Source organism: Vibrio sp. A11 (assembly GCF_013048705.1).
In the GTDB taxonomy this organism is placed as follows: Bacteria; Pseudomonadota; Gammaproteobacteria; order Enterobacterales; family Vibrionaceae; genus Vibrio; species Vibrio metschnikovii.
Genome location: NZ_VHSI01000021.1, coordinates 1 through 22,215 on the forward strand (window position 1 = coordinate 1; position 22,215 = coordinate 22,215).

The window sequence follows — 22,215 nt, forward strand, 5'->3', positions numbered from 1 at the left end:
TTTCGTTTAACTCTCGCAGTTGCCAGACCGCAAGAGTGTTTTAACAAATTGAAAGGGGCTTTATAACTGACTTATAGCTGAAAGCTTTACGGAACCCCCAGCCTAGCTGGGGGTTTTCTCTATACAACAATAAAGCGCCTTGGCGGCGCTTCTATCGAGGTTAGGATGCTTGGTGCATTTGTCGTTCACGGGAGGCGAGTTCATCAAGATTGAATAACCTGACGTCCATTCTTGCCAGATCATGGCAATTTGGACAAGAATAATGCGCTTTACCGTCAATATATTCATGCTTAGTTAATTGGTTTGACAGTTTGCACCAATCGCACACTCCGATCACAGTAAACATTATTTCTCCCCACCTTATTCTGTTTGGTGTTTAATCTGTGCAGATTATCGCACATGCTCAGTAATTAAGTTAAGTATCTGTTACTGGCTTTGCGATGCTAATCGTTTGCTTTCTAATTTATTTAGAAGAGGTTGCGATATGTTTATTATAATTATTAACGCTTAGTTAACCTTTGGTTGATGATTTTCATCGCGCCGTTGAGACGTTTCATCTCTTCTTCGCTGCCTTGCAGATCGGGATGATAGATTTTACTCAGTTGTTTATAGCGTTGTTTGATGATTTTTTCATCGGGTAATCGATGAGGGTGAAAACCGAGTAGGGCGCAGGCCAAAGAAAAAGTCTGGTCGTGTTGGTGATGTGCCTGTTGGTGTTGTTGTTTTTTAAACTCTTGATAGAGCTTATCAAGTTGACGTTTTTGTTGTTTTATAATCGCCGCTTGCTGTTGGATCTGCTCTTTTTGTTCCATATTTAATTGCTCGGCTTGATGCTGTTGTTTGTTTTTGATTGAACGATACAGAGACAAGATGCCCATAATTAACAATAGGCCAATTAAAACGAACAAAAAATCGCTCATCAACGACATCGTATGATCTTGAGTTTGGCGTTCTTGTAACGCCTTATCTTCGTCCTCGTCCCTTAAACCGTCCTGTTGCGCTTGTATTTCGAGATTTTGTAAGGCAATTAATTGATTGACTCGACGTTGATTAAAACGTTGTTGTAATAGTTCACTGTAGCGTTGTTCACCTAGCGGATGGCGATCCGCAATACTGTGATACCAAATTTCTGCCATGAGCAATGATTGAGGGAGATATTCTCCTTGTTGATATAAACGTCCCATTGCTAAGGCTGCCTCAACATCACCTAAGGTGGCTGATTTGGTATACCAAAGTAGAGCTTGGGTTACATCAGTAGACGTACCTAGACCCTGTAAATAAGCATTGGCTAGTGGTGTCATTGCGGGTTGATAGCCGCGCTCTGCCGCTTGTAAAAACCAGTAATAGGCTTGGTCTGATTGCTGCGCTTGTTGATAGCTCACTGCTAATTGAAATTGTGCTTCCGGATTACCTAAGCGAGCTTGTTGGCGAACTTGATCGGTTTGCGCGGCAATAGGCCATGAACACACCAAGGTGAAAAACAGCAGTAACCAGGGTGATAAAACGTGCATGCTCAGCGTGTCCTAATGAGTTGATGGTTGTGATCACCGTATCGGTGCTAATGAGAAAAAGGCCCAATTAAGGGCCTTCTAAGTATACTCTTGTTCACTAAACTTGCCTTGCTGGAGGGCTTATTTTAGCGGCAAAATTTGAATGTCTACTCTGCGGTTACAAGCTCGTCCTTCCACAGTACTATTGGTACAAATTGGGAAGCGAGAGCCATTACCTCGCGCGATAGCTCGTCCTGGAGCGACTCCTTGTGACAATAAGAAGCTACGTACTGATTCAGCACGACGTTCCGATAGCACTTGGTTAGTGGTATCACCACCAGTACTGTCGGTATGCCCATCAATCACTAAACTGGTGTCTGGGTATTGGACAAGAATTTTGGCTACGCCGCGTAGTGTACGGTGAATGCTTGAGTCGAGTTGATAAGAGTTGGTTTGGAAACCGATACCGTTTTCCATACGCAATAAAAGTTGATTGTCGCCGACACGTTGAACTTGTACGCCTGAATGAAGCAATTCTTCACGCAAAGCCGCTTCTTGTTGGTCAAAATAGTAACCGACACCACCACCTACAGCCGCGCCGCCAGTCGCACCAATTAAAGCGCGTTGACGGCGCTGTTTCGCATTATCACCAGTGGCTAAACCCGCGGCTGCACCAGCTACCGCGCCAATTAATGCTCCGCGAGTGGCGGCATTCGTTTCTGATTCGCCTGTTGTGGCATTTTGCCTTTGTGTGGCAGCACAGCCAGACAATGTGATGACCAGTGCCATCGCCAGCGTGATTTTTTTCAATGTATTCTCTCCGTGTTGGCAATATGTGTTCATTTCCGCTTATTGGCTACGCTATATGTGTTTTACAGCCTTAAACTTTTTAAGCTTTGGTTGGAAGTTGTTGGTCATCCAGCGGTAGGGGCGATAGGGAAAACGCCTTGAGTCCACTGGAATTAGCCTGAAATAAACAAAACTTATCGAATAAAGTCAATCCATTGATCTAAATTTTACATTCGCATCACTTAATTGAGCGTTATAGACGCAAGGTTATTTAAGTCGTTTTGGCGCTTGTGCACCATCAATCGGTCTATTAACGGAAACTTTACGGCCTTTTTTGAGCCCGACTTCATAATCTGCGGTGATGTTCTTCATCGCATCACGTAGCTGTTGCTTAAAGGTTTCCCGATCAATGTTTTCGAACTCTTTATCAATGTAACTGTTGATTTTATTCATTGAGTTTTCGTCAGGCGTAATGGTTGGCAATTTTTCCAGTGCGCCTTCTACCCAACCGGATAAAAACGAATTTACGCGCCGCGATACTTCTGTCGTTGGTGTACCACTGCCTGCAAAACTGTTGCGAAACTGCCCAGTCTGCTCATTCATTTCACGATAAACAATATCAAAAGCAAAGGCGGCAAAAATCGCTCTGTCTGCCTCACCGATAAATTCGACGCGTTTTAAACCTTTATGATTGATCAAAACGGCTTCAACACCAAATTTGGTATTAATGCCTCGGATAATACGTAAAATGCCGGAACTGATGGAGGCAGGCAGAAGATGAGTTGATTGAGTTTTGCCCATTTTAATAAACTCAATATCGTCTTTATCCAACCCATATTTGAGCATCAGCCGGTGGGCCATTTTGATCGCGTTGGCCGCTTCATTGACATTAGCGGAGTTACCTAACTCTAGGCATTTGGCTATTTTTTTTAAGGCTTTTTGTTTATCCATCGAATTATAAAATCGGTTCCGCAGCGCTAAGAAAAGTCAGCTATTTTACCGTTTTTATCTAAGGAGTGAAAGGGATGCTGGATATTCGCCTACCGGCGGGACGAATTAAGCGGTAATTCGATGTTATCTTGATGGTAACTTGAAGTTGCGGCTCGGTTGGTAAGCGACAACTTCAAGTAGGGTAAAGATAGATACTCGGTTAGATACCTAGTTCATCGAGTAAATCGGCGGAGAGGTCACTATTTGCTTGGCTTGCCGCTTTATTGGCCGCTTTGTCGGCCATCTTTTGTTGTGTATCAGCTAAAATAGAGTCTGGACTTTCATCTTCCTGAATTTCAAAGTCTTCCAATTGAATAAACTCAGTGCGATCCATGGCCAATTCTAGATAGAAAATATTATTATTTTCGGTCGAGAAGGTTACGCGGCGGGCTTGTGGTCGATCTAAGTTAGTATCAACCGATAAGTTAACTTGTTTGTTGAGTGACAACATTTTCGGCTGGTTTTGAGTGATGTTGGTTTGTAACTCTTTGCGTACTTTGTTGGTGAAATCACCGACCAGTTGGTTCATCAGTTCACCGAGTACATCGCCAACTTCGTCGGAGGTGTGTAATACCGCAAGTTCATCTTCTGGCATGCCCATATTGCGCATATATTGGGTATACACTTCTAAAGCGGCTTTAGAAGTGAAGTTAATTACCACTAAACCAGAAAATCCGCCATCAAACAAAACGAAGCAGCCAAAGTCTGGTTTGAGTGACGTTTTGGTGATTTTTTGTACCATTGCCGAGTAGGTGATGTTCGATCCCGTGGCTGAGGAGAGTACGGTTGAAACCGATTGACAAAGTTTCAATAGAATATCTTCTGTGGTAACGACTTTATTTTTTTTCATATCTAGGTCCATGAGTGTGTCAGGGCTAAGTGGTTAATCAATGACCGCTTAGGAAAGTAGGCGACGAAAATGTATCTGTGTTTACTTAACGATAGCTGGATTTAGCTGACCTTCAACTCTTCCGTTATCTAAAAAATGGCTTAACTCTATTGTTGTTAAGATTCTGATTTGATCACTGATTTAAATGTTGTAAAGTGACCGGACTCAAAAAAATAAATTAAAACTCACCCATTACATAGCGCTGATTGGATCAGCGGCGTTCGGGCAGGAAGCAAATGTTACCAAGACTTCACCTCCAATCTGATGTTGATCCGGTTGTTTTAACCTTTTTACATGAGTTAAAAACAGCTGGGTTTACGGGCGATATCGAAACACAGTATGCCAGTCGTTTAGCCGTGTCTACTGATAACAGCGTTTATCAGCAACTTCCACAAGCGGTTGTTCATCCTAAAACTAGCCATGATGTTTCGCTTATCGGTCAATTAAGTATTAGGCCAGAATTCGAACGTGTCACGTTTTCTCCGCGTGGAGGCGGGACAGGCACCAATGGGCAAGCTTTAACCAAAGGGATTGTGGTTGACTTGTCTCGCCATATGAATCAAATCCTTGAAATCAATCCAGAGCAAGGTTGGGTAAGGGTTCAGGCTGGTGTAATTAAAGATCAACTGAATGATGCGGTGCGTGTTTATGGCTATTTTTTCTCGCCCGATCTCTCTACCAGTAACCGAGCTACATTGGGTGGGATGATTAATACCGATGCTTCAGGCCAAGGTTCACTCAAATACGGTAAAACCTCCGATCATGTTCTCTCGCTACAAGCGGTATTTTCCGATGGGTCAATCTTAGAAACCGACGGTTCACGGGGCGACCCGCAAGCCAATAGCTATGCTGAAAAGGCCATGCAGGTTACCGAAGCCGTCTGCCGTGGCCAGCGAGAGCAGATAGTCGCCAAGTTTCCGCCTTTAAACCGTTTCTTGACCGGTTATGATTTAAAAAATGCCCTTGATGAACAAACGGGGGAATTTAATATCACCCGCGTACTGTGCGGCGCTGAAGGTTCATTGGCTTTTATTACCGAAGCCAAACTCAATCTCACCCCAATTCCTAAAGCGCGAACCTTAGTTAACATCAAATATGACAGTTTTGATTCGGCATTACGTAATGCGCCGCTAATGATTGAAGCCAATGCGTTATCGGTGGAAACGCTAGATTCAAACGTACTCAATTTAGCGAAACAAGATATTGTTTGGCATAGCGTCAGTGATTTGTTAACCGATGTGCCTGGCAAGGAATTGCTCGGCATCAATATGGTTGAGTATGCAGACCAAGACCCAGAGCAGGTAAAACAATTAGTCACGCAATTGACCCAGCGTTTAGATGTGATGATCAGTCAGCAGCAAGCCGGGATTATTGGTTATCAAGTGTGTGATGATTTAGCCAGCATTAACCGTATTTATACTATGCGTAAAAAAGCGGTAGGTTTATTGGGCGCGGCCAAAGGACGAGCTAAACCGGTGCCATTTACCGAAGATACTTGTGTGCCACCGCAGCACTTGGCGGATTTTATTAGTGAATTTCGCGCGCTGCTTGACGACAAAGGCCTCAGTTACGGTATGTTTGGTCATGTGGATGCTGGCGTATTGCACGTGCGTCCCGCACTTGATTTATGCGATCCCAAGCAAGAGTTAATGATGCATGAGATTTCCGATCAAGTCGTTAAGCTGGTGGCGAAATACGGCGGTTTAATGTGGGGGGAGCATGGTAAGGGTTATCGCTCTGAGTACGGCCCTGAGTTTTTTGGAGCGGAGCTATTTACCGAATTACGCCGCGTCAAAGCGGCTTTTGACCCTCACAATAAGATGAATCCCGGTAAGATTTGTACGCCGCTTAATAGCAGTTTTGAGCTGGTTAAAGTATCGGATACCAAGCGTGGTTATTTTGATCGGCAGATTGACGTAAAAGTTCGTGACAGCTTTAAGCAAGCGATGGAATGTAACGGCAATGGGCTATGTTTTAACTACGACACTAGCTCCCCGATGTGTCCATCGATGAAGGTTACCGCCGACCGTCGTCACTCGCCAAAAGGTCGAGCGGGTTTAGTGCGTGAATGGTTGCGTCAACTGACGGAGCAAGGGATTGATATTCTCGATTTAGAGCAACAAGCCTTGCAGAAAACAGCCAGTGTTAAAAGTCTATTGGATCGCGTTCGGCAGCGTATTCGTCCCTCTCATGAGTATGATTTCTCTCATGAAGTGTATGAAGCGATGAATGGCTGTTTAGCCTGTAAGGCCTGCGCTAGCCAATGCCCAATTAAAGTGGATGTGCCGAGTTTTCGTTCACGTTTCTTAAATCTTTATCACACTCGCTATCCGCGTCCGGTTAAAGATTACTTAGTCGCGAACATTGAAACCATGTTACCGCTGATGGCGAAAGCGCCACAAGTGGTCAATGCGGTTATTGGTCAGCCATGGATTGAACGCTTAACGGCGGCGACAGTTGGCTATGTCGATACCCCTCGGTTATCTATCCCGACCTTAGCGGCGCGATCTCGTCGTCATAATATTGTGCCGTTTGATCGCCAACAATTGATGGCGCTTTCTCAGCAACAGCGCTCTGAACATGTGATTATCGTACAAGACCCTTTCACCAGTTATTATGATGCGCAAGTGGTGGAAGATTTTATCGCCCTGGTGATTAAGCTGGGTAAAAAACCGATTTTGCTGCCGTTTAAGCCCAATGGTAAAGCGCAACATATTAAGGGCTTTTTACAGCGCTTTAAGAGTACAGCAACCAGTACGGCTGGCTTTCTATCTCAAGTCGCGGATCTTAATATTGCTATGGTTGGGGTTGACCCGGCTCTGGTGCTTTGTTATCGCGATGAATACGTGGAGATTTTAGGTCAGCAACGGGGCGAGTTTGAAGTGCTTACCGCACATGAATGGTTATTACCACGATTGGCTGAGATGCCATCGCAAGCCAATGTTACTCAAGCGAATATTGATCAAGGACAGGCACCACAAGCGCCTTGGTATTTATTGGCTCACTGCACCGAAAAAACTAAGTTACCTAATGCTGAAAAAGAGTGGGGGCAGATCTTCAGCCACTTTGGGGCTGAGTTGCAGACCGTACCTGTAGGTTGCTGTGGTATGGCAGGTACCTTTGGTCATGAAGTGGATAAGCTACAGATGTCGAAAGACATTTATGCCTTAAGCTGGCAGCCAAGTTTGGATAAACTGCCTAAAGAACGCTGTTTGATGACCGGTTACTCTTGTCGTAGCCAAGTGAAACGCTTTGAGGAGATACAACCAAGGCATCCTATCCAAGCCTTGTTAGAGATCCTATGACCCTAGCGGCCATCTTCGGATGGCCGTTTTAACTAATCAGGAGGGGAGTTATGCGTTATTTAGAACTGAAAATTCCACCCGTGGCTCTGTTTTTAGTGGCACTGGTGATGTCTAATCGGTTAGCGTATCTATTTAGCTTTGCCGCTCTTACTCTTCCGTATACCAAGCTGATCTTTGCATTATGCGTTATGTTATCAGGGGTAGTCGGTATCTCTGCCGTTGTACAATTTCGCAGGGCGAATACCACGGTCAACCCAACCAAACCGGATCAAGCTTCTACTGTTGTCGATTCTGGAATTTTTAACTACAGCCGTAATCCTATGTATTTAGCGTTATTACTATTGTTATTTGGCGTGGCATATTGGCAGCAAAATCTAGTCAGTTTATTAGTGGTGATAGGGTTCATCGCTTACATGAATCGGTTTCAGATCCAGCCAGAAGAACGAGTATTAGAGCGGGTGTTTGGTGAGCGTTATAGCAATTATAAAGCGCGGGTTAGGCGTTGGATATGATTTACAGCCTTCCTACTTGGAGCTGCAGCGGTGTTGGCTACGTTCGTTCACCCCAATCACATAGTTTGCCTATGCTCATCGGGATTCACTCACTTGCCGCCTACCTGCAACTCCAAGTCGTTTGGATATAGCTCCTCCGGTAGTGGCGGAGCTGAGATGATTAGGCCGCTTGTGATAACTCAGCCAGAAAACGCACTTTACGATCGTTAAAGCGCTGCACTAAATCATCAATATCGGCTTGGTTATAAGGCTTTAATCCACTGGCAACCATACGTTTGATACCTTTGCCGACTAATTGGCCTTGATCTTTAAAGGTAAAATTCAAGGTCACGACGCCTCGTTTACCATCGACATCGAAGGAGGCACCGCTAAACTCAACTTCTGGATGGCTAAGATCCAAGCGCTCAAATTCCACTTCCATACTTTCATAAATCACCAATGGACGCTGGCAGTTGATCATCACTTGTTGCTGCTTCATCAGTGGCACCATAATGTGTGGAAAGTTCATGCCTGAAAATTGGACATAACTTTTAATCACATGCTCAATAAACACCGCATCGTGGGAAACTTCTCCCTCGCGTTGCATTAATAAATATTCTTTACCCGATTCATCCACCAACGCACTCATTTGGCTGCATTGATTTTCAACATGCAGCGCAACGCCATCACTAACCATGCCGGAGAAGGTAAAGCGCATTTTTTGGCTAATACCGTTCTTTTTCAAGAGCACTGCAAACAGCAGATCGCCGGGTACGCAAAACCGCTTACTGTCTTCGTCGTGGATCGGATTGAAATCACCCGCCACTTTTTTAGCAAAATGGCTCGCTTGTTGGCGAGTAAATTGAAATTGATGTTCAGCAGATGAAAAATAAGGTTTAAGCAGCATAATCAACACTTGTTCATAAAAACTGTTGCCGATTATAGCCCCAAGAAAAGTTTTAATGGTCCAATCAGTGTTAAATTGTTCACAATTTGTGCCTTTTGGCAAAAAGAAAGGATTTTTAGCTTATAAAACAGCACGATTTTAGCTAAAACCGTGATCGTGGTTGGCAAGCTTGACGTAATTAACGGCATGATAACGAATCAATCAATGGCCATGACAAGTCATCAAAAAGCCTTTTTACCTGAAAAACTCTGCTCAGTGTGTAAGCGCCCTTTTCGTTGGCGGAAAAAGTGGCAACGTTGTTGGAATGAAGTGAACTATTGTTCAGAACGGTGTCGTCGTCAGCGAGGTAAAGCATAATGAGCCCTCCAGCCATCAACATTGTTTGGTTCAAGCGCGATTTACGTTTAAGTGATCATCCCCCCTTGTGCGCTGCATTAGATAGCGGAATACCGACGCTGTTGGTGTATTTCTTTGAGCCCATGCTGCTCAATGATCGCCATTATTCTGAGCGCCATTGGCGTTTTGTCTGGCAATCACTGCAAGATATCAATCAACGGCTCGCTCGATTTGGTCATCAGATACTGATTGCTAACGTCTCAGCTGAGCAAGGTTTGGCGACACTAGCGACACACTTTTCTATTCAAGGTCTTTATTCTCATCAGGAAGTGGGTCTTGCTAATACCTTCAAGCGTGATGTTGCCCTTCAGCATTGGTGTACGGAGCAGGGGATAAGTTGGCATCAAAGTGCTTATGGCGCCGTTCGCCGCGCGGCAACTCACCGTCAAGGTTGGGATAAGCACTGGCAAGTAATTATGCGAGCACCATTGGCAATGCCGAATTTAACCGCACAGAGGTTAATTTCTGTTTGTGCTACCGATTTAGGTTTGGATAACAATGTACCATCAGCTTGGCGACGTAAAGAGAAAGGATTCCAAACAGGCGGTGAGACACTCGCTAAACAGACCTTAGCGGATTTTTTTCAGCGTCGAGCAAAAAATTACTACTTTCAGATATCCAGCCCGTCGCTCGCCCGAGTATCTTGTTCGCGTATGTCCCCTTATCTTGCATGGGGGAATATCTCATTGCGCGAGATGTATCAAACGCTACTCAGTTATTGGAATACGACTGGGTTAAGGCGGAGCCTAATTGCGTTAGCTTCACGGTTACACTGGCATTGCCATTTCATACAGAAATTTGAATCAGAATGTGAGATGGAGTTTCGCTGCGTAAACCGTGCTTATGAGCCGCTTCTGGCGCAAGCGTATCAGCCGGATACAGAACTATTGGAAGCTTGGAAAAGCGGCCAAACCGGCATTCCATTAGTCGATGCTTGTATGCGTTGTTTGTATCATACCGGTTATTTAAACTTTCGTATGCGCGCAATGTTAGTGAGTGTGTTGACTCATCATATGAATCAAGATTGGCGTGCTGGGGTCGGGCACTTAGCACAGCTATTTTTAGATTTTGAACCAGGCATTCATTATGCTCAATTTCAGATGCAGGCTGGGGTGACTGGGATCAATACCATTCGAATTTACAACCCAATCAAACAAGCTCAAGAGCATGACGCGCAAGGTGTGTTTATTCGTCAGTGGGTGCCTGAATTGGCAGAAGTACCACTATCTTTGCTGTTTGAACCGTGGCAAATGAGCCCTATGGAAGCCATGATGTATCAATTGCCCGCCGATAGTCGCTATTTAAACCCAGTGATTGATGTGGCAGCTTGCGCTAAGCAAGCGCGAGATAGGTTATGGGCTTGGCGCAAACGAGAGGATGTTAATCGTGAAGCTCAGCGTATTCTTGCCATTCACGCGCGGGTGAATATGAGGTAATGGGGAGTTTTTGTACAAAGACGGGGGGCTGGGTTAGCTAAATGTATAGTGCGTATTTGTTCGGTTTTCTGATCATTGGCCAAATTTTGACGGTATTCCAGTTACTAGGAGGATGTTATGGGACACACACCAAAAGTATGGAAAAAGTATGATTTTTAGTCTTTTGGTGATTCGATAGCACATTTAATCATCATTTATTGCTAAGGTTCCTTCACGTTTAATGGAGGACACTACTTTGACCACCGCTCGACAACAACTGGTTTCTACGGATGTAACATCTTATTATCACTGCATTTCTCGCTGCGTGAGGCGTAGCTTTTTATGCGGAAAAGATACGCTGACCAATCGTTGTTATGAACATCGAAGAGAATGGATAGAACAAAAAATCTATTCGTTAACTAACGTCTATTGCATTGATATTTGTGCATACGCAATCATGAGCAATCACTACCATTTAGTGATAAATATTAATCAAGACAAGGTGTTAAACCTCACGCATCATCAAGTCGTTGATCGCTGGAGCCAAGTTCATAAACTCCCAGTACTAATCCAACGTTGGCAAAATAAACAACTCACTAGCCTAGCTGAACAAACGTGCTGCATTGAACTAATAGAAGTTTGGCGGGAAAGGTTATCGAGCTTGAGCTGGTTTATGAAAGAGCTCAATTACGACATTGCTTGTAAAGCTAACCGAGAAGACAATTGCACTGGACACTTTTGGGAGAGCCGTTTCAAAAGCCAAGCACTACTTGATGAAAAAGCACTGGCAGCGGCAATGGCTTATGTTGATTTAAATCCTATTCGAACGGGGATCGCTGATACCCCAGAAACTAGTGAATTTACTTCGATAAAAGCCAGAATTGATGCACTAAATAAAAATTTAGTGACAGCGCCTTGCTTGCATCCTTTGATTGGTAACCCAACTAATGAACTACGAGAGGGGATCCCTTTTCGTCTGATGGATTATTTAGAGTTGGTTGACTGGACCGCTCGCCAATATCGAGACGGCAAAGCGTCGATGAGCGATAAAATGCCAAATATCCTGTCACGGTTAAGTTTTAATACAAGGGATTGGCTAAAAATCTGCACTAGTCTAGAGAAGTCGCGCGCGACAGCTATCGGTACTCGGCCTCAGGCAGCAATAGCGAAGGTAGTTTTGAAAAAACAAAAGATGCACCTGTATCTTTTGGAGTAAGTGTTAGCTTTACTATAAAAACTCAGCATAAAAACTAGACCAGAACCTTTACTGGAATTATGCATTCTTTTAATTCAATCAATATACGATATCTACCTACTTGTTATAACCTCGTTTTAATTAATTTAGTTTAAATAGACCTTAAACGCTTGGAGACAGAGTTAGTTTCACTATCATTTGATAAGTTTTTAGTACTAATCCTTAGAAATGGGGTTATTTAGTGTGTGTCCTGTAAAAGATAATAAGTTTTTAGTACTAATCCTTAGAAATGGAGTTATTTGGTGTGTGTCCTGTAAAAGATAAAGGTATACGAGAGAGATGAAGATATCTTGGAGTATGCTGATAACTACAGCTACACTGAAATCACATGAGCATATGATGTTTACTGCACAGCTATCTTCGAAATCAACAGTGGATGGTCGTGTTTTTACTGACAGTGCAAGAAATTGCGCGAGCCAAAAAGGATCTCGAGAATGTCCTCTCAAAACATGAATAGATTTGATTTTATTTTAGACAAAAAAAATGCCATGGTTTTGGTGCTTGCTACCTTTATTGGGGGCTTTATTAGTTCTCTCGTAAAATCAGGTACTGAGGCTAATATGCCGCCACGTATAGCGGGTGAAATATCGCCGCCTGCCGCGAATATTGATGCTTGGTTAGGATGGCTAGGAGTAAACTCTCATTCGCTGGATTATGTTTATCAAGGCATTACTATCCCTGGTGCGGTAATGCTTTATCACTGGCTATTTAGTTTTGCTTTTGCCTTTGTTTATATTTTCATCTCAGCCATAGCACCCAAGATAAGACTTTGGTATGGGGCAGTGTACGGAATTATAATTACATTAGTCATGCATGGTCTATTGATCCCCGCATTAGGTTTTCGACATCCAGCGTATCTTAATGGACAAGTAGGATGGTTATGGAATCTTAATGGTTATGAGTTTTGGAGTGAGATGATCGGCCATATTTGTTGGTCCGTTTCGATTGAGATCAGCCTTATTGCCGTCTTAGCTCTGCTTGGAAAACCAATCATAGGTAATTGGGCTAAGTAGATTGTCTATAATAGCGGAGATTTTATAAGCTAATCGAATGCACGCTGCGCTGATATAGCACAGGGATTAATCTGACGATCAATCCCTGTGTTAGTGGATTACCTTTTATTATCACATGGTTACATGATGAGTAACACTTGGCAGCAAGCCTTCAGGCATTAAACCATTATGCACCGCTTGTTTAAGCAACTCGTTCGCTTGTTGTATGTCTGGTGCAAAGTAGCGATCTTTATCATAAAACGATACTTTGGCGCGTAACATTTGCTTGGCCAGTTCAATGCGTTCAGAAGAGCGATGCGGCGCACGAAAATCTAATCCTTGCGCGGCTGAGAGATATTCTACCGCCAAAATCCCACGCGTATTTTCTGCCATATCGCGCAGTCTTCTGGCGGCAAAGGTTGCCATGGAGACGTGATCTTCTTGATTCGCTGAAGTGGGTAAACTGTCAATCGAGGCTGGATGGGCATAGGTTTTATTTTCACTCGCTAGTGCAGCCGCGGTGACTTGGGCAATCATAAACCCTGAGTTGACACCGCCATTATCAACCAAAAAGGGTGGTAGTTTACTCAGCGCACTATCAATTAACAGCGCCATACGTCTTTCTGACAAGCTACCAATTTCGGCTATCGCTAAGGCGAGGTTATCGGCAGCCATTGCCACAGGCTCGGCATGAAAGTTACCGCCAGAAATAATATCGCCATCATCAGCAAACACCAGAGGATTGTCAGATACCGCATTCGCTTCAACGCACAGCACTTCCGCTGTTTGGCGAATTTGCTGCAAACAGGCCCCCATCACTTGAGGTTGGCAGCGTAGCGAATACGGGTCTTGCACCTTTTCGCAACCTGAATGTGAATCGCCGATTTCACTACGACTATCAAGTAAATGACGATAGGCGGCGGCGGCATCCATTTGGGTACGATGACCACGAACACGGTGTATGCGCGGGTCGAATGGTTTACGGCTACCTAACGCCGCCTCAACGGACATTGCGCCGCAGACGATTGCCGAAGCAAACAGATCTTCGGCCATAAATAAGCCTTGCAGCGCGAATGCGGTTGAGGCTTGAGTGCCATTGAGCAGCGCCAGTCCTTCTTTAGGCGCCAAAGTAATCGGTGATAGACCAGCAATGCGCAGTGCCTGAGCACCGTCAATGATCTCCCCTTGATAACGTGCCTGTCCCTCACCGAGCAATACGGTGCTCATGTGGGCGAGAGGAGCCAAGTCACCTGATGCCCCTACTGAGCCTTTTTGCGGCACGCAGGGGTAGACTTGATGATTGACTAAAGTGATTAAGGCCTCAATCACCGATAAACGTATGCCTGAGAAGCCGCGCGCTAGGCTGTTAATTTTTAACACCATCATTAAGCGCACAGTGTCATCATCCATCCATGCGCCAATGCCAGCAGCGTGGGAAAGGACAATACTTTTTTGCAGTGTTTCTAGATCTTCAGGGGCGATTTTGGTGTTAGCCAATAAGCCAAAACCGGTATTGATCCCGTACACGGTTCGGCCTTCCGTGATCACTTGCTCGACCACTTTGGTACTTTGTTCAATCGCTGGGATAGCACTGGGATCTAAACTCAAGCAGACAGGGGATGAGTTAATGTGGCGCAGTTGGCTCAGCGTCATCTCGCCGGGAGTAATGGTTAAGTGATGCATGGGTTATCCTTATTATTTTAATTGAGCCAACTCTGCGTTAAGCATAGGCAAATCGAGTTTTTGTTCCGCCGCACAGCGCTTGGCGATGTCGTAGCCTGCATCAGCATGACGCATTACCCCGGTAGCAGGGTCGTTATGCAGCACTCGGGCAATTCGCTCGGCTGCATCGTCACTACCATCACAGCAGATCACCATTCCGGAGTGTTGTGAAAAGCCCATACCAACGCCGCCACCATGATGAAGCGAAACCCAAGTCGCTCCGCTGGCCGTATTGAGTAGGGCATTCAATAATGGCCAATCAGAGACGGCATCAGAGCCATCTAGCATCGCTTCGGTCTCTCGGTTAGGGCTGGCCACCGAACCAGAATCTAAATGATCACGGCCAATAACGATGGGCGCTTTTAGCTCGCCATTTTTGACCATTTCATTAAACGCGAGTCCCAACCGTTGACGGTCTTTTAAACCCACCCAGCAGATACGCGCTGGTAGTCCTTGAAACTGGATGCGCTCACGAGCCATATCGAGCCAATTATGTAAGTGAGGATTGTCAGGGATGAGTTCTTTAACTTTTTGATCGGTTTTATAAATATCTTCCGGATCGCCCGATAAAGCCGCCCAGCGAAATGGTCCGATGCCTTCACAAAATAAGGGACGAATATAAGCGGGAACGAAACCGGGGAAGTCGAACGCGTTAGCAACGCCCTCTTCTAAAGCCATTTGCCGAATGTTATTCCCATAATCTAAGGTCGCCGCGCCGCGTTGCTGCAAGGTGAGCATGGCTCGTACTTGAGTGGCCATCGAGGCTTTAGCGGCTGCCGTGACTTTAGCTTCATCTTCTAAACGGCGCTGCGCGGCTTGCTCCATGCTCCAGCCTTGCGGTAAATAGCCATTGAGTGGATCATGAGCTGAAGTTTGATCGGTCACCACATCAGGCGTGATATTGCGCTCAACTAACTGCGGGAAAACATCCGCGGCATTACCTAATAAACCGACCGAAACGGGCGTCTCTGATTCATAAATAATCGCTAACGCTTCATCTAAGCTAGTGGCTTTTTTATCGACATAGCCAGTGCGTAGACGATAATCAATGCGCGATTCATCGCATTCAACGGCAATCATTGAAAATCCTGCCATGGTTGCCGCGAGTGGTTGAGCGCCGCCCATACCACCGAGACCACCGGTTAAGATCCAACGCCCTTTGGCTTGACCATTAAAATGTTGTTTAGCAACCGAGACAAAGGTTTCGTAAGTGCCTTGGACAATGCCTTGTGAACCAATATAAATCCATGAGCCGGCGGTCATTTGCCCATACATCATCAGCCCTTGTTTATCGAGCTGATTAAAATGCTCCCAATTCGCCCAATGAGGGACTAAGTTTGAGTTGGCAATCAACACTCGTGGGGCGTTTTTATGGGTCGGGAACACTGCCACCGGTTTGCCGGATTGAATTAACAGCGTTTGATCTTCTTCAAGACGCTCTAATACCTCGACGATTTTATCGAAACATTGCCAGTTGCGCGCCGCGCGGCCAATACCACCGTATACCACTAATGCATGAGGATGTTCGGCAACCTCAGGATCTAAGTTATTCATTAACATGCGCAGTGGTGCTTCGGTCAACCAAGATTTCGCGCGCAGAGTCGTGCCGTGCGGAGCACGAATAGTTCGAGTGGTATCTAAACGAACATCGTTATTGGGTGGTTGTGACATGGTGTTGCTCCTTATTCATGGTTCCGTTTACGGGTCAAACCCTTTTTTATCATCGAGGATAGATGAATGACCCACTCAGCCAGTATGGGGGCCGGTAATGAGTGAGTCGTTTGATTGAGCTTTAAATATCATCAGAAGGAGAGTCAGTGCTCTGAACTTCAACCGATGATGGGGTAGCGTGTGACTGCTCTTGGTGCTGAGTCATAGCACTGGCGATTTCCCAACACAGACGAGCAGCAAGTCGCGCCGTTTGATTATCGATATCGTGGCTGGGGTTATATTCAGCCAGATCGGCAATCAGCAGCTTATCAATATGGTGTTGCAGTAGATGATCGAAGTAGAGATGGAAATTATCTAAACTTACGCCTTGGGCAGCAGGGGCACTGACACCGGGGGCGGTCGCCGCTGGAAAGACATCGAGATCGATGGTTAAGTAGAGATAATCACAATCGGCGATAAATGCATCCATTTTCTCAATTAACGCAGCGTGATTGCGCTCGTTAAGGGTTTTATCATCGACATACCAAACACCAAGCTCATCGGCACGCTGGAATAGAGCGGTCGTATTGTTAGCACGGCTGACACCTAAGCAGGCGTAATGAAAATCCCAACCGATTTGTTGACAGTGGCCAGCGATTTGCATAAACGGAGTGCCAGAGCTGGGCTTGATGGATACCTTCTCACTGCTAAAGGATCTGAGATCAAAGTGAGCATCAAAATTGATGATCGCGATCTTTGGAGTCTTCATGCCTTGTTTGAGTAAATGTTTGCCCAGTCCTTGAAAACTCGCCCATGCCACTTCGTGACCACCGCCAAGCACAATCACTGGTGAGTGTTCTAAACCGTCAGCAATTAACTGAGCACAACGGAGTTGGGATTGCTCTAAGTCATCATCATGGCAGTGAATATTGCCCAAATCGCATAACGAGCTGGTATGGTGCCACGCTAAATTGGCTAATGCTTGTTTAATTAAATTCGGTGCATGTTTTGCGCCGATCCGCCCTTTATTGCGCTCAACACCAGCATCACATTCAAAGCCGACCAATGCAACGCTATGGGAGGCCTCGGTTAATTCATCAAGGTGTTTTATTTGCATAACATGGTGGACTCGCTGACCCAGTTCACCATCTTCAACATCATCACGACCTTGCCACTGATAAAGATGGGAAGGGGAAACGGAATTAGTCATGACAGAGCTCTCCATCAACCATACGGGCTTGTAAAGAAGGGATACCAACTTGATAACTCAATTCAGCAGGATGATTGAGTGACCAGAAGGCCAAATCGGCATCATAGCCGACGGCAATTTGGCCGCGGCTTGCCGCGACACCCAGTGCTTGTGCTGCATGAGTGGTAACCCCACGTAGCGCTTCTTGCGGGGTTAAGCCAAACAAGGTGCAAGCCATGTTCATCATTAAGGTCAGGTCAGCAAATGGTGAAGTGCCAGGATTGATATCAGTAGCAATCGCCATGGGTACTTGATAGTGGCGTAACCATTCAATGGGTGGCTTACGTGTTTCGCGTAAAAAATAAAACGCACCGGGCAGCAAAGTCGCGACGGTCGTGGATTGCGCTAATGCTTGCACTCCAGCTTCATCGAGATACTCAATGTGATCGACCGATAGGCCGTTATAGCGCGCCGTTAAAGCGCTGCCACCGAGATTGGACAACTGTTCTGTATGGCCTTTAATCGCTAAACCATGCTCTATGGCACACTGAAACACTTGCTCAGTTTGCTTAAGATTAAAGCCTACCGATTCACAAAACACATCCACACTGCTTGCCAATTGCTGCTCTGCCACTTGTGGAATGATAGTTTGGCAGATGAAATCAATATAACTATCGGCTTTACCGGCAAACTCAGGTGGCACGGCGTGGGCGGCAAGTAGGGTGGTGGTGATTTTCACTCGGCAGTGGGCTTCCAACGCTTTGGCGGCTTTGAGCATTTTAATTTCATCATCAAGCGTCAGCCCATAGCCAGATTTGATCTCTACACTGGTGATCCCGCTGCGTAATAAACCATCTAAGCGAGGCAGTGCTAACTCGGTTAATTGCTCTTGTGAGGCTTGGCGGGTCGCTTGCACCGTTGACATGATTCCGCCCCCTTGAGCGGCAATCGTCTGATAAGAGACGCCATTTAAGCGTTGTTCGAACTCATTGGCTCGTTGACCTGCATAAATAAGGTGCGTATGGCAATCAATCAGTCCCGGAGTGACTAACTGGCCTTGGCAATTGGTTCGCTGTGGATGGTCGGCGAAGGTGTTTGTGGTGATGTCGGCAATTTTTCCGTCACGGATGACAATTGAAAGCGGCTCACTGGGCTGATAGCCGATATCACCAGCTTGCATACTCACTATACGCGCATTGGTTAAGACGTGTTCCATTTCCCCTACTTAGCGAGCCAGAGGTTCGCGATGATACCGACTTCCTTGCTACTTGAAGCTATAGCGACATTGGCTACGTTCGTTCATCTCAATTCAATCGCTGAGTTTTCGACTGTTTGAGGACGATTTTTCCAAACAGGTAACATTAGGTCGTTAAGGATGATTTAATGTATATACAATTAATAGAATTAACGGATGATGAATGCAACGGTTATGTTACAAAAATGTGATCGACTCTATGGTTATGGATAGACAATTTTCGAACTTAATTTGTACTTACTGGCCGGATGATAGAGCTGAGCGAAGCTCACTAAATGCTCACCACTCCAAGTACGACGATTAAGCAGCAAGCAAGGTTCGTTAGCTTTGAGTAGCAACGCTTCACTGATTGGTTTGTCAGCGATCAAAGCTTCGACCGTATGCTCAATCGCACTGAGTGGGCAGGCCTCGGAAAGGTATTGGTTAGGCGTAATATGAGTAAAGTCTTGTTGAAGGTAGTCAGGGGCATGCCTAGGGTTAACCCAACGAACTTCAAGTTGTAATGGTTGATCGTTCGCGTAATGTAATATTTCACTATAAAACAATGGAGTAGAGAGCATTACCCCTAATTGAGTAGCAAGAGTTTCATCGGCAATTAAAGAGTGATGAGCGCGAACTTTATTATGATAACGCTGACCTCGACTGACGATTTCCTCGGCAATATTGCGTATATCTAACAGTGGAGATTCGGCTTTTTCTGGTGCGGCGCAGACAAAGGTGCCTAACCGTGGGCGACGTTGCAAGCGGCCTTCAGACACTAAATCTCGAATCGCTTTATTGACCGTCATGCGACTGACAGAAAATTGCTCAGTTAATTCCAATTCGGTGCTGATCCGTTCACCAACTGGCCATTGGCCGGATTCGATCTGGTGAATAATGTGCTGTTTAATTTGTTGGTACAGGGGTGAAGTAGGCATACAAATCCATTACATTTATTTATCTATACAAATGATTGATGAGCGAGCTAAAAAAAGCAAGTCTATTTGTTCGTATTTAGCGCAGGGCTATACATATAATGTTTTTTGCGATTTAAAGCCTTAGGCTTATTCGCTATAGTGTCAGCTATTTCCAGGCTAATAAGAGAGAAAAATATGCTCGCATCCTCGACCAGCATTCCTACAGAAATGACTTTCTTTTCACGATTTGAAAGCGATATTTTAACCGGAAAAAAAGTCATCACTATTCGCGATCAAAGCGAGAAGGATTATCAACCGGGTTCTATGGTTGAAGTGAGTACCTTAGAAGAAGGGCGTTGGTTTTGCCGTTTAAAAATCATCAATGTTGAGCCGATCCAGTTTGATGACTTAAATGAGTTTCATGCTCAGCAAGAAAATATGACCTTAACTGAATTAAAACAGGTGATCAGCGATATCTATCCAGGGATAGAAGAGTTGTATGTGATTCATTACCAACTAGTCGAATAACGATCTTTGGTTATTTAACTGCCGTGCTAAGTTGATTTTTCTTTTAGGAAAAAAACAATGCCAACTCGTACTGAGTTGGCATTGTCGCTGATACCCTTCTTACTTAAAGTTTTCTGGGTATCGTCCGTTAACGAAACGAATATTAGTCACGTTTCCAACGAATATGACAAAACTTTTGTTCAGGATCTCGGCTTAGCAATAAACGTGCAAAAACGTCATCCAGTACGTCGTTACTCTCATTGACCAATCCTATGCAAATTTCTGCATAGCGCTCTTTATCGACGCTAAAGCCAACTTCCGCATCCCAATCATCACTAATATCAACCACTTCAGCTGCGCCGCGCTCATCGAACTGGGCAACAAAGAGCAGGACATCTGCTGGTTCAAGGTTATCTTCCGCCATTTCTAAGAAAATGTCGTAAGCGGTATCGATGGCTTCATCGTAAGAGAGTAAGTCTGTCATGCTCACGCTCGGTTCATGTATTTACGCTCAGCGGTATTGATCACAATGCGATCACCGTTAGCGATGTATTCAGGCACTTGCACGACCAGACCCGTGGCAAAACGCGCTGGTTTAGTACGAGAAGAAGCAGAAGCCCCTTTGATTGATGGGTCAGTTTCTTCAATCACCATCTCTACAGAAGACGGTAATTCAATGGCAACGGGTTTACCATCAACCAGTACCACTTGTAGACCTTGAATTTCTTCAGTGATAAACAGCAGTTCATCTTCGATATCGGCTTTTTTGAAGGTGAATTGTGAGTAATCTGCATTATCCATGAAGATATAATCATCACCGTCGACATAAGAGAAAGAAACATTGCGTTTGTTCATCTCTACCGTATCAAGAAAATCGTCAGATTTATAACGTTCGTCGACGCGAGCACCTGTAGTTAGGTCAGTACAACGTAATTTGTAAATTTTAGAACCGCCACGGCCACCTGGAGTGGTGACTTCGATATCTTTGATTAACAATGTTTTGCCGTTAGAAATAATCGCAAAACCTTTTTTTAGTTCACTTGCCTTTGGCATGGAAAATACCCTTTGTGCTTGATTTCGGCGCATTATAACGAATGCTTTCCCAGAAAAGAAATGCTTCATGCGCTCCTGAAAAGAAAAAGTTGTTGTGCAGTGGAAATTGTCTTGCAAGACACGGTTGGTCATGATTTGGCTATTGATTCGAACGCGCGCATAGGAGAACATAACTTTATGTTTCACTTGTTGAGTTACTTTACGACATGACCTTGTCGCCTATTGATGCCAAGCAGCCTTTCCAAATTGATTATCAACCTGCGATTAAGGAGTTGGTCTCTTTTTTGCGTGCCGGATTAGGCGAGCAGCTACATAGCGTATATCTCTATGGCAGTGTGGCACGCAAAACTGCGCGTCCCAACTTTTCAAATCTGGATGTGATTGTGGTGACTTATGGTTCAATCGAGAATACTCGTACGACGTTAATCAATACCATTCGTTGGCGTTTTCAAAAACGCTTTGCGTTTATTACTGATGTCAGTTTTAAAACCGCTGAAGTGAAAGAAGTCGCGACGTTAGACAGTTTATTTTCTTGGGGTTTTTTACTGCGCCACTGTAGTGTTTGTGTCTATGGCGATAACCTCGCAGAATGTTTTGGTGATTATGAACCAAGTTGGGAAATCGCCAAGTATTGGAATATGGATGTCGAAGATTGGCTGCTGTTTTATCGTGATAAAATAGCCAAAACCCATGATGCCGCTCAACAGGCGAACGCTCAGCAGATGATTGCTAAAAAACTGCTTCGTGCCAGCTATTCATTGGTCATGTATCAGGACAAAAATTGGTTTGATGATCCGCGTCAGTGCGGCGAGCAGTTTTTACGTTATTACCCAGAGAAACAAACCGAGGTTGATCGCTTAAAAATTTTGCTGAAAGGGCGAGTGATCCCCAAGCGTTCGGTGATTGGTTTATTAGATAGCTTTGGTCCGTGGTTAGTCAAACAGTATAAAAAAACTGAATTTAAGATTGGTTGATAGTCTGCGCATTCATTCTATTACGTTATAGAACGGTAAGTTATCAATAC

21 protein-coding genes are annotated in these 22,215 nt (G+C 44.9%); 8 read left to right on the forward strand and 13 right to left on the reverse strand.

Annotated elements, in window-relative coordinates; genetic code table 11:
• Positions 1-160: 160 nt before the first annotated feature.
• From FKQ60_RS15750 to FKQ60_RS15770, 5 genes are all read right to left on the reverse strand, one after another.
• The gene (locus tag FKQ60_RS15750) at positions 161-346 is read right to left on the reverse strand and encodes a hypothetical protein (protein ID WP_083797756.1); all 186 of its coding nucleotides are present in this window, start codon (positions 344-346) and stop codon (positions 161-163) included.
• Positions 347-500: 154 nt separating this feature from the next.
• Complete coding sequence (locus FKQ60_RS15755; protein ID WP_170906737.1) at positions 501-1,511, reverse strand: J domain-containing protein; 1,011 nt, start codon at positions 1,509-1,511, stop codon at positions 501-503.
• 120 nt (positions 1,512-1,631) lie between these two features.
• Entirely contained in the window at positions 1,632-2,300 is a 669-nt protein-coding gene (locus FKQ60_RS15760) for an OmpA family protein (RefSeq protein WP_004395444.1), read from the reverse strand.
• Between the two features lie 246 nt (positions 2,301-2,546).
• Entirely contained in the window at positions 2,547-3,230 is a 684-nt protein-coding gene (locus FKQ60_RS15765; protein ID WP_004395443.1) for a DUF2786 domain-containing protein, read from the reverse strand.
• A gap of 199 nt (positions 3,231-3,429) precedes the next feature.
• Positions 3,430-4,119: a DUF3334 family protein gene (locus FKQ60_RS15770; protein WP_004395442.1), complete on the reverse strand. Its 690-nt coding sequence runs from the start codon at positions 4,117-4,119 to the stop codon at positions 3,430-3,432.
• 275 nt (positions 4,120-4,394) lie between these two features.
• Between FKQ60_RS15770 and FKQ60_RS15775 the strand changes: the two genes are divergently transcribed.
• Together FKQ60_RS15775 and FKQ60_RS15780 are read left to right on the forward strand one after the other, a co-directional pair.
• Positions 4,395-7,463, forward strand: a complete 3,069-nt coding sequence (locus FKQ60_RS15775) for an FAD-binding and (Fe-S)-binding domain-containing protein (RefSeq protein ID WP_170904825.1) — start codon at positions 4,395-4,397, stop codon at positions 7,461-7,463.
• A 50-nt stretch (positions 7,464-7,513) separates the two neighbouring features.
• Positions 7,514-7,975 carry an isoprenylcysteine carboxylmethyltransferase family protein gene (locus tag FKQ60_RS15780; RefSeq protein WP_170904824.1) on the forward strand — a complete coding sequence of 154 codons (462 nt, stop codon included), beginning with the start codon at positions 7,514-7,516 and terminating at the stop codon, positions 7,973-7,975.
• A 160-nt stretch (positions 7,976-8,135) separates the two neighbouring features.
• Here the strand turns inward: FKQ60_RS15780 and FKQ60_RS15785 are convergent, their stop codons facing one another.
• Positions 8,136-8,861: a DUF3581 domain-containing protein gene (locus tag FKQ60_RS15785; protein WP_170904823.1), complete on the reverse strand. Its 726-nt coding sequence runs from the start codon at positions 8,859-8,861 to the stop codon at positions 8,136-8,138.
• A 210-nt stretch (positions 8,862-9,071) separates the two neighbouring features.
• On the opposite strand from FKQ60_RS15785, the gene FKQ60_RS15790 reads away from it, so the two are divergent.
• The 4 genes from FKQ60_RS15790 to FKQ60_RS15805 all read left to right on the forward strand — a co-directional run bounded on the left by FKQ60_RS15790 (position 9,072) and on the right by FKQ60_RS15805 (position 12,940).
• Positions 9,072-9,218, forward strand: a complete 147-nt coding sequence (locus FKQ60_RS15790) for a DUF2256 domain-containing protein (RefSeq protein WP_154170666.1) — start codon at positions 9,072-9,074, stop codon at positions 9,216-9,218.
• Complete coding sequence (locus FKQ60_RS15795; RefSeq protein ID WP_170904822.1) at positions 9,218-10,693, forward strand: deoxyribodipyrimidine photo-lyase; 1,476 nt, start codon at positions 9,218-9,220, stop codon at positions 10,691-10,693. Before FKQ60_RS15790 ends, FKQ60_RS15795 begins: the two co-directional genes overlap by 1 nt.
• Before the next feature lie 220 nt (positions 10,694-10,913).
• On the forward strand, positions 10,914-11,888 hold the full coding sequence (locus FKQ60_RS15800; RefSeq protein WP_170904821.1) for a transposase: 975 nt from the start codon (positions 10,914-10,916) through the stop codon (positions 11,886-11,888).
• 473 nt (positions 11,889-12,361) lie between these two features.
• Entirely contained in the window at positions 12,362-12,940 is a 579-nt protein-coding gene (locus FKQ60_RS15805; RefSeq protein WP_249374300.1) for a DUF1440 domain-containing protein, read from the forward strand.
• Between the two features lie 111 nt (positions 12,941-13,051).
• On the opposite strand, the gene hutH is transcribed toward FKQ60_RS15805, so the two are convergent.
• From hutH to hutC, 5 genes are all read right to left on the reverse strand, one after another.
• Positions 13,052-14,602: a histidine ammonia-lyase gene (hutH, locus tag FKQ60_RS15810; protein WP_170906738.1), complete on the reverse strand. Its 1,551-nt coding sequence runs from the start codon at positions 14,600-14,602 to the stop codon at positions 13,052-13,054.
• 12 nt (positions 14,603-14,614) lie between these two features.
• Complete coding sequence (hutU, locus tag FKQ60_RS15815; RefSeq protein ID WP_170906739.1) at positions 14,615-16,312, reverse strand: urocanate hydratase; 1,698 nt, start codon at positions 16,310-16,312, stop codon at positions 14,615-14,617.
• A gap of 121 nt (positions 16,313-16,433) precedes the next feature.
• A complete protein-coding gene (hutG, locus tag FKQ60_RS15820) occupies positions 16,434-17,501 on the reverse strand; it encodes a formimidoylglutamase (RefSeq protein WP_170906740.1) in 1,068 nt (355 codons plus the stop codon).
• Positions 17,494-18,696, reverse strand: a complete 1,203-nt coding sequence (hutI, locus tag FKQ60_RS15825; RefSeq protein ID WP_170906741.1) for an imidazolonepropionase — start codon at positions 18,694-18,696, stop codon at positions 17,494-17,496. The genes hutG and hutI overlap by 8 nt, the downstream gene beginning before the upstream one ends.
• Positions 18,697-18,938: 242 nt before the next feature.
• Positions 18,939-19,652 (reverse strand): histidine utilization repressor, encoded by a 714-nt coding sequence (gene hutC, locus FKQ60_RS15830; RefSeq protein WP_154168401.1) that lies wholly within the window; start codon positions 19,650-19,652, stop codon positions 18,939-18,941.
• Between the two features lie 207 nt (positions 19,653-19,859).
• On the opposite strand from hutC, the gene yqfB reads away from it, so the two are divergent.
• Complete coding sequence (yqfB, locus tag FKQ60_RS15835) at positions 19,860-20,159, forward strand: N(4)-acetylcytidine aminohydrolase (protein ID WP_212752454.1); 300 nt, start codon at positions 19,860-19,862, stop codon at positions 20,157-20,159.
• A 142-nt stretch (positions 20,160-20,301) separates the two neighbouring features.
• Here the strand turns inward: yqfB and FKQ60_RS15840 are convergent, their stop codons facing one another.
• On the reverse strand, positions 20,302-20,622 hold the full coding sequence (locus tag FKQ60_RS15840; RefSeq protein WP_004395430.1) for an HI1450 family dsDNA-mimic protein: 321 nt from the start codon (positions 20,620-20,622) through the stop codon (positions 20,302-20,304).
• A 2-nt stretch (positions 20,623-20,624) separates the two neighbouring features.
• A complete protein-coding gene (gene yeiP, locus FKQ60_RS15845; protein ID WP_004395429.1) occupies positions 20,625-21,191 on the reverse strand; it encodes an elongation factor P-like protein YeiP in 567 nt (188 codons plus the stop codon).
• A gap of 206 nt (positions 21,192-21,397) precedes the next feature.
• Between yeiP and FKQ60_RS15850 the strand changes: the two genes are divergently transcribed.
• Positions 21,398-22,165: a nucleotidyltransferase domain-containing protein gene (locus FKQ60_RS15850; protein ID WP_158138354.1), complete on the forward strand. Its 768-nt coding sequence runs from the start codon at positions 21,398-21,400 to the stop codon at positions 22,163-22,165.
• Positions 22,166-22,215 lie beyond the last annotated feature (50 nt).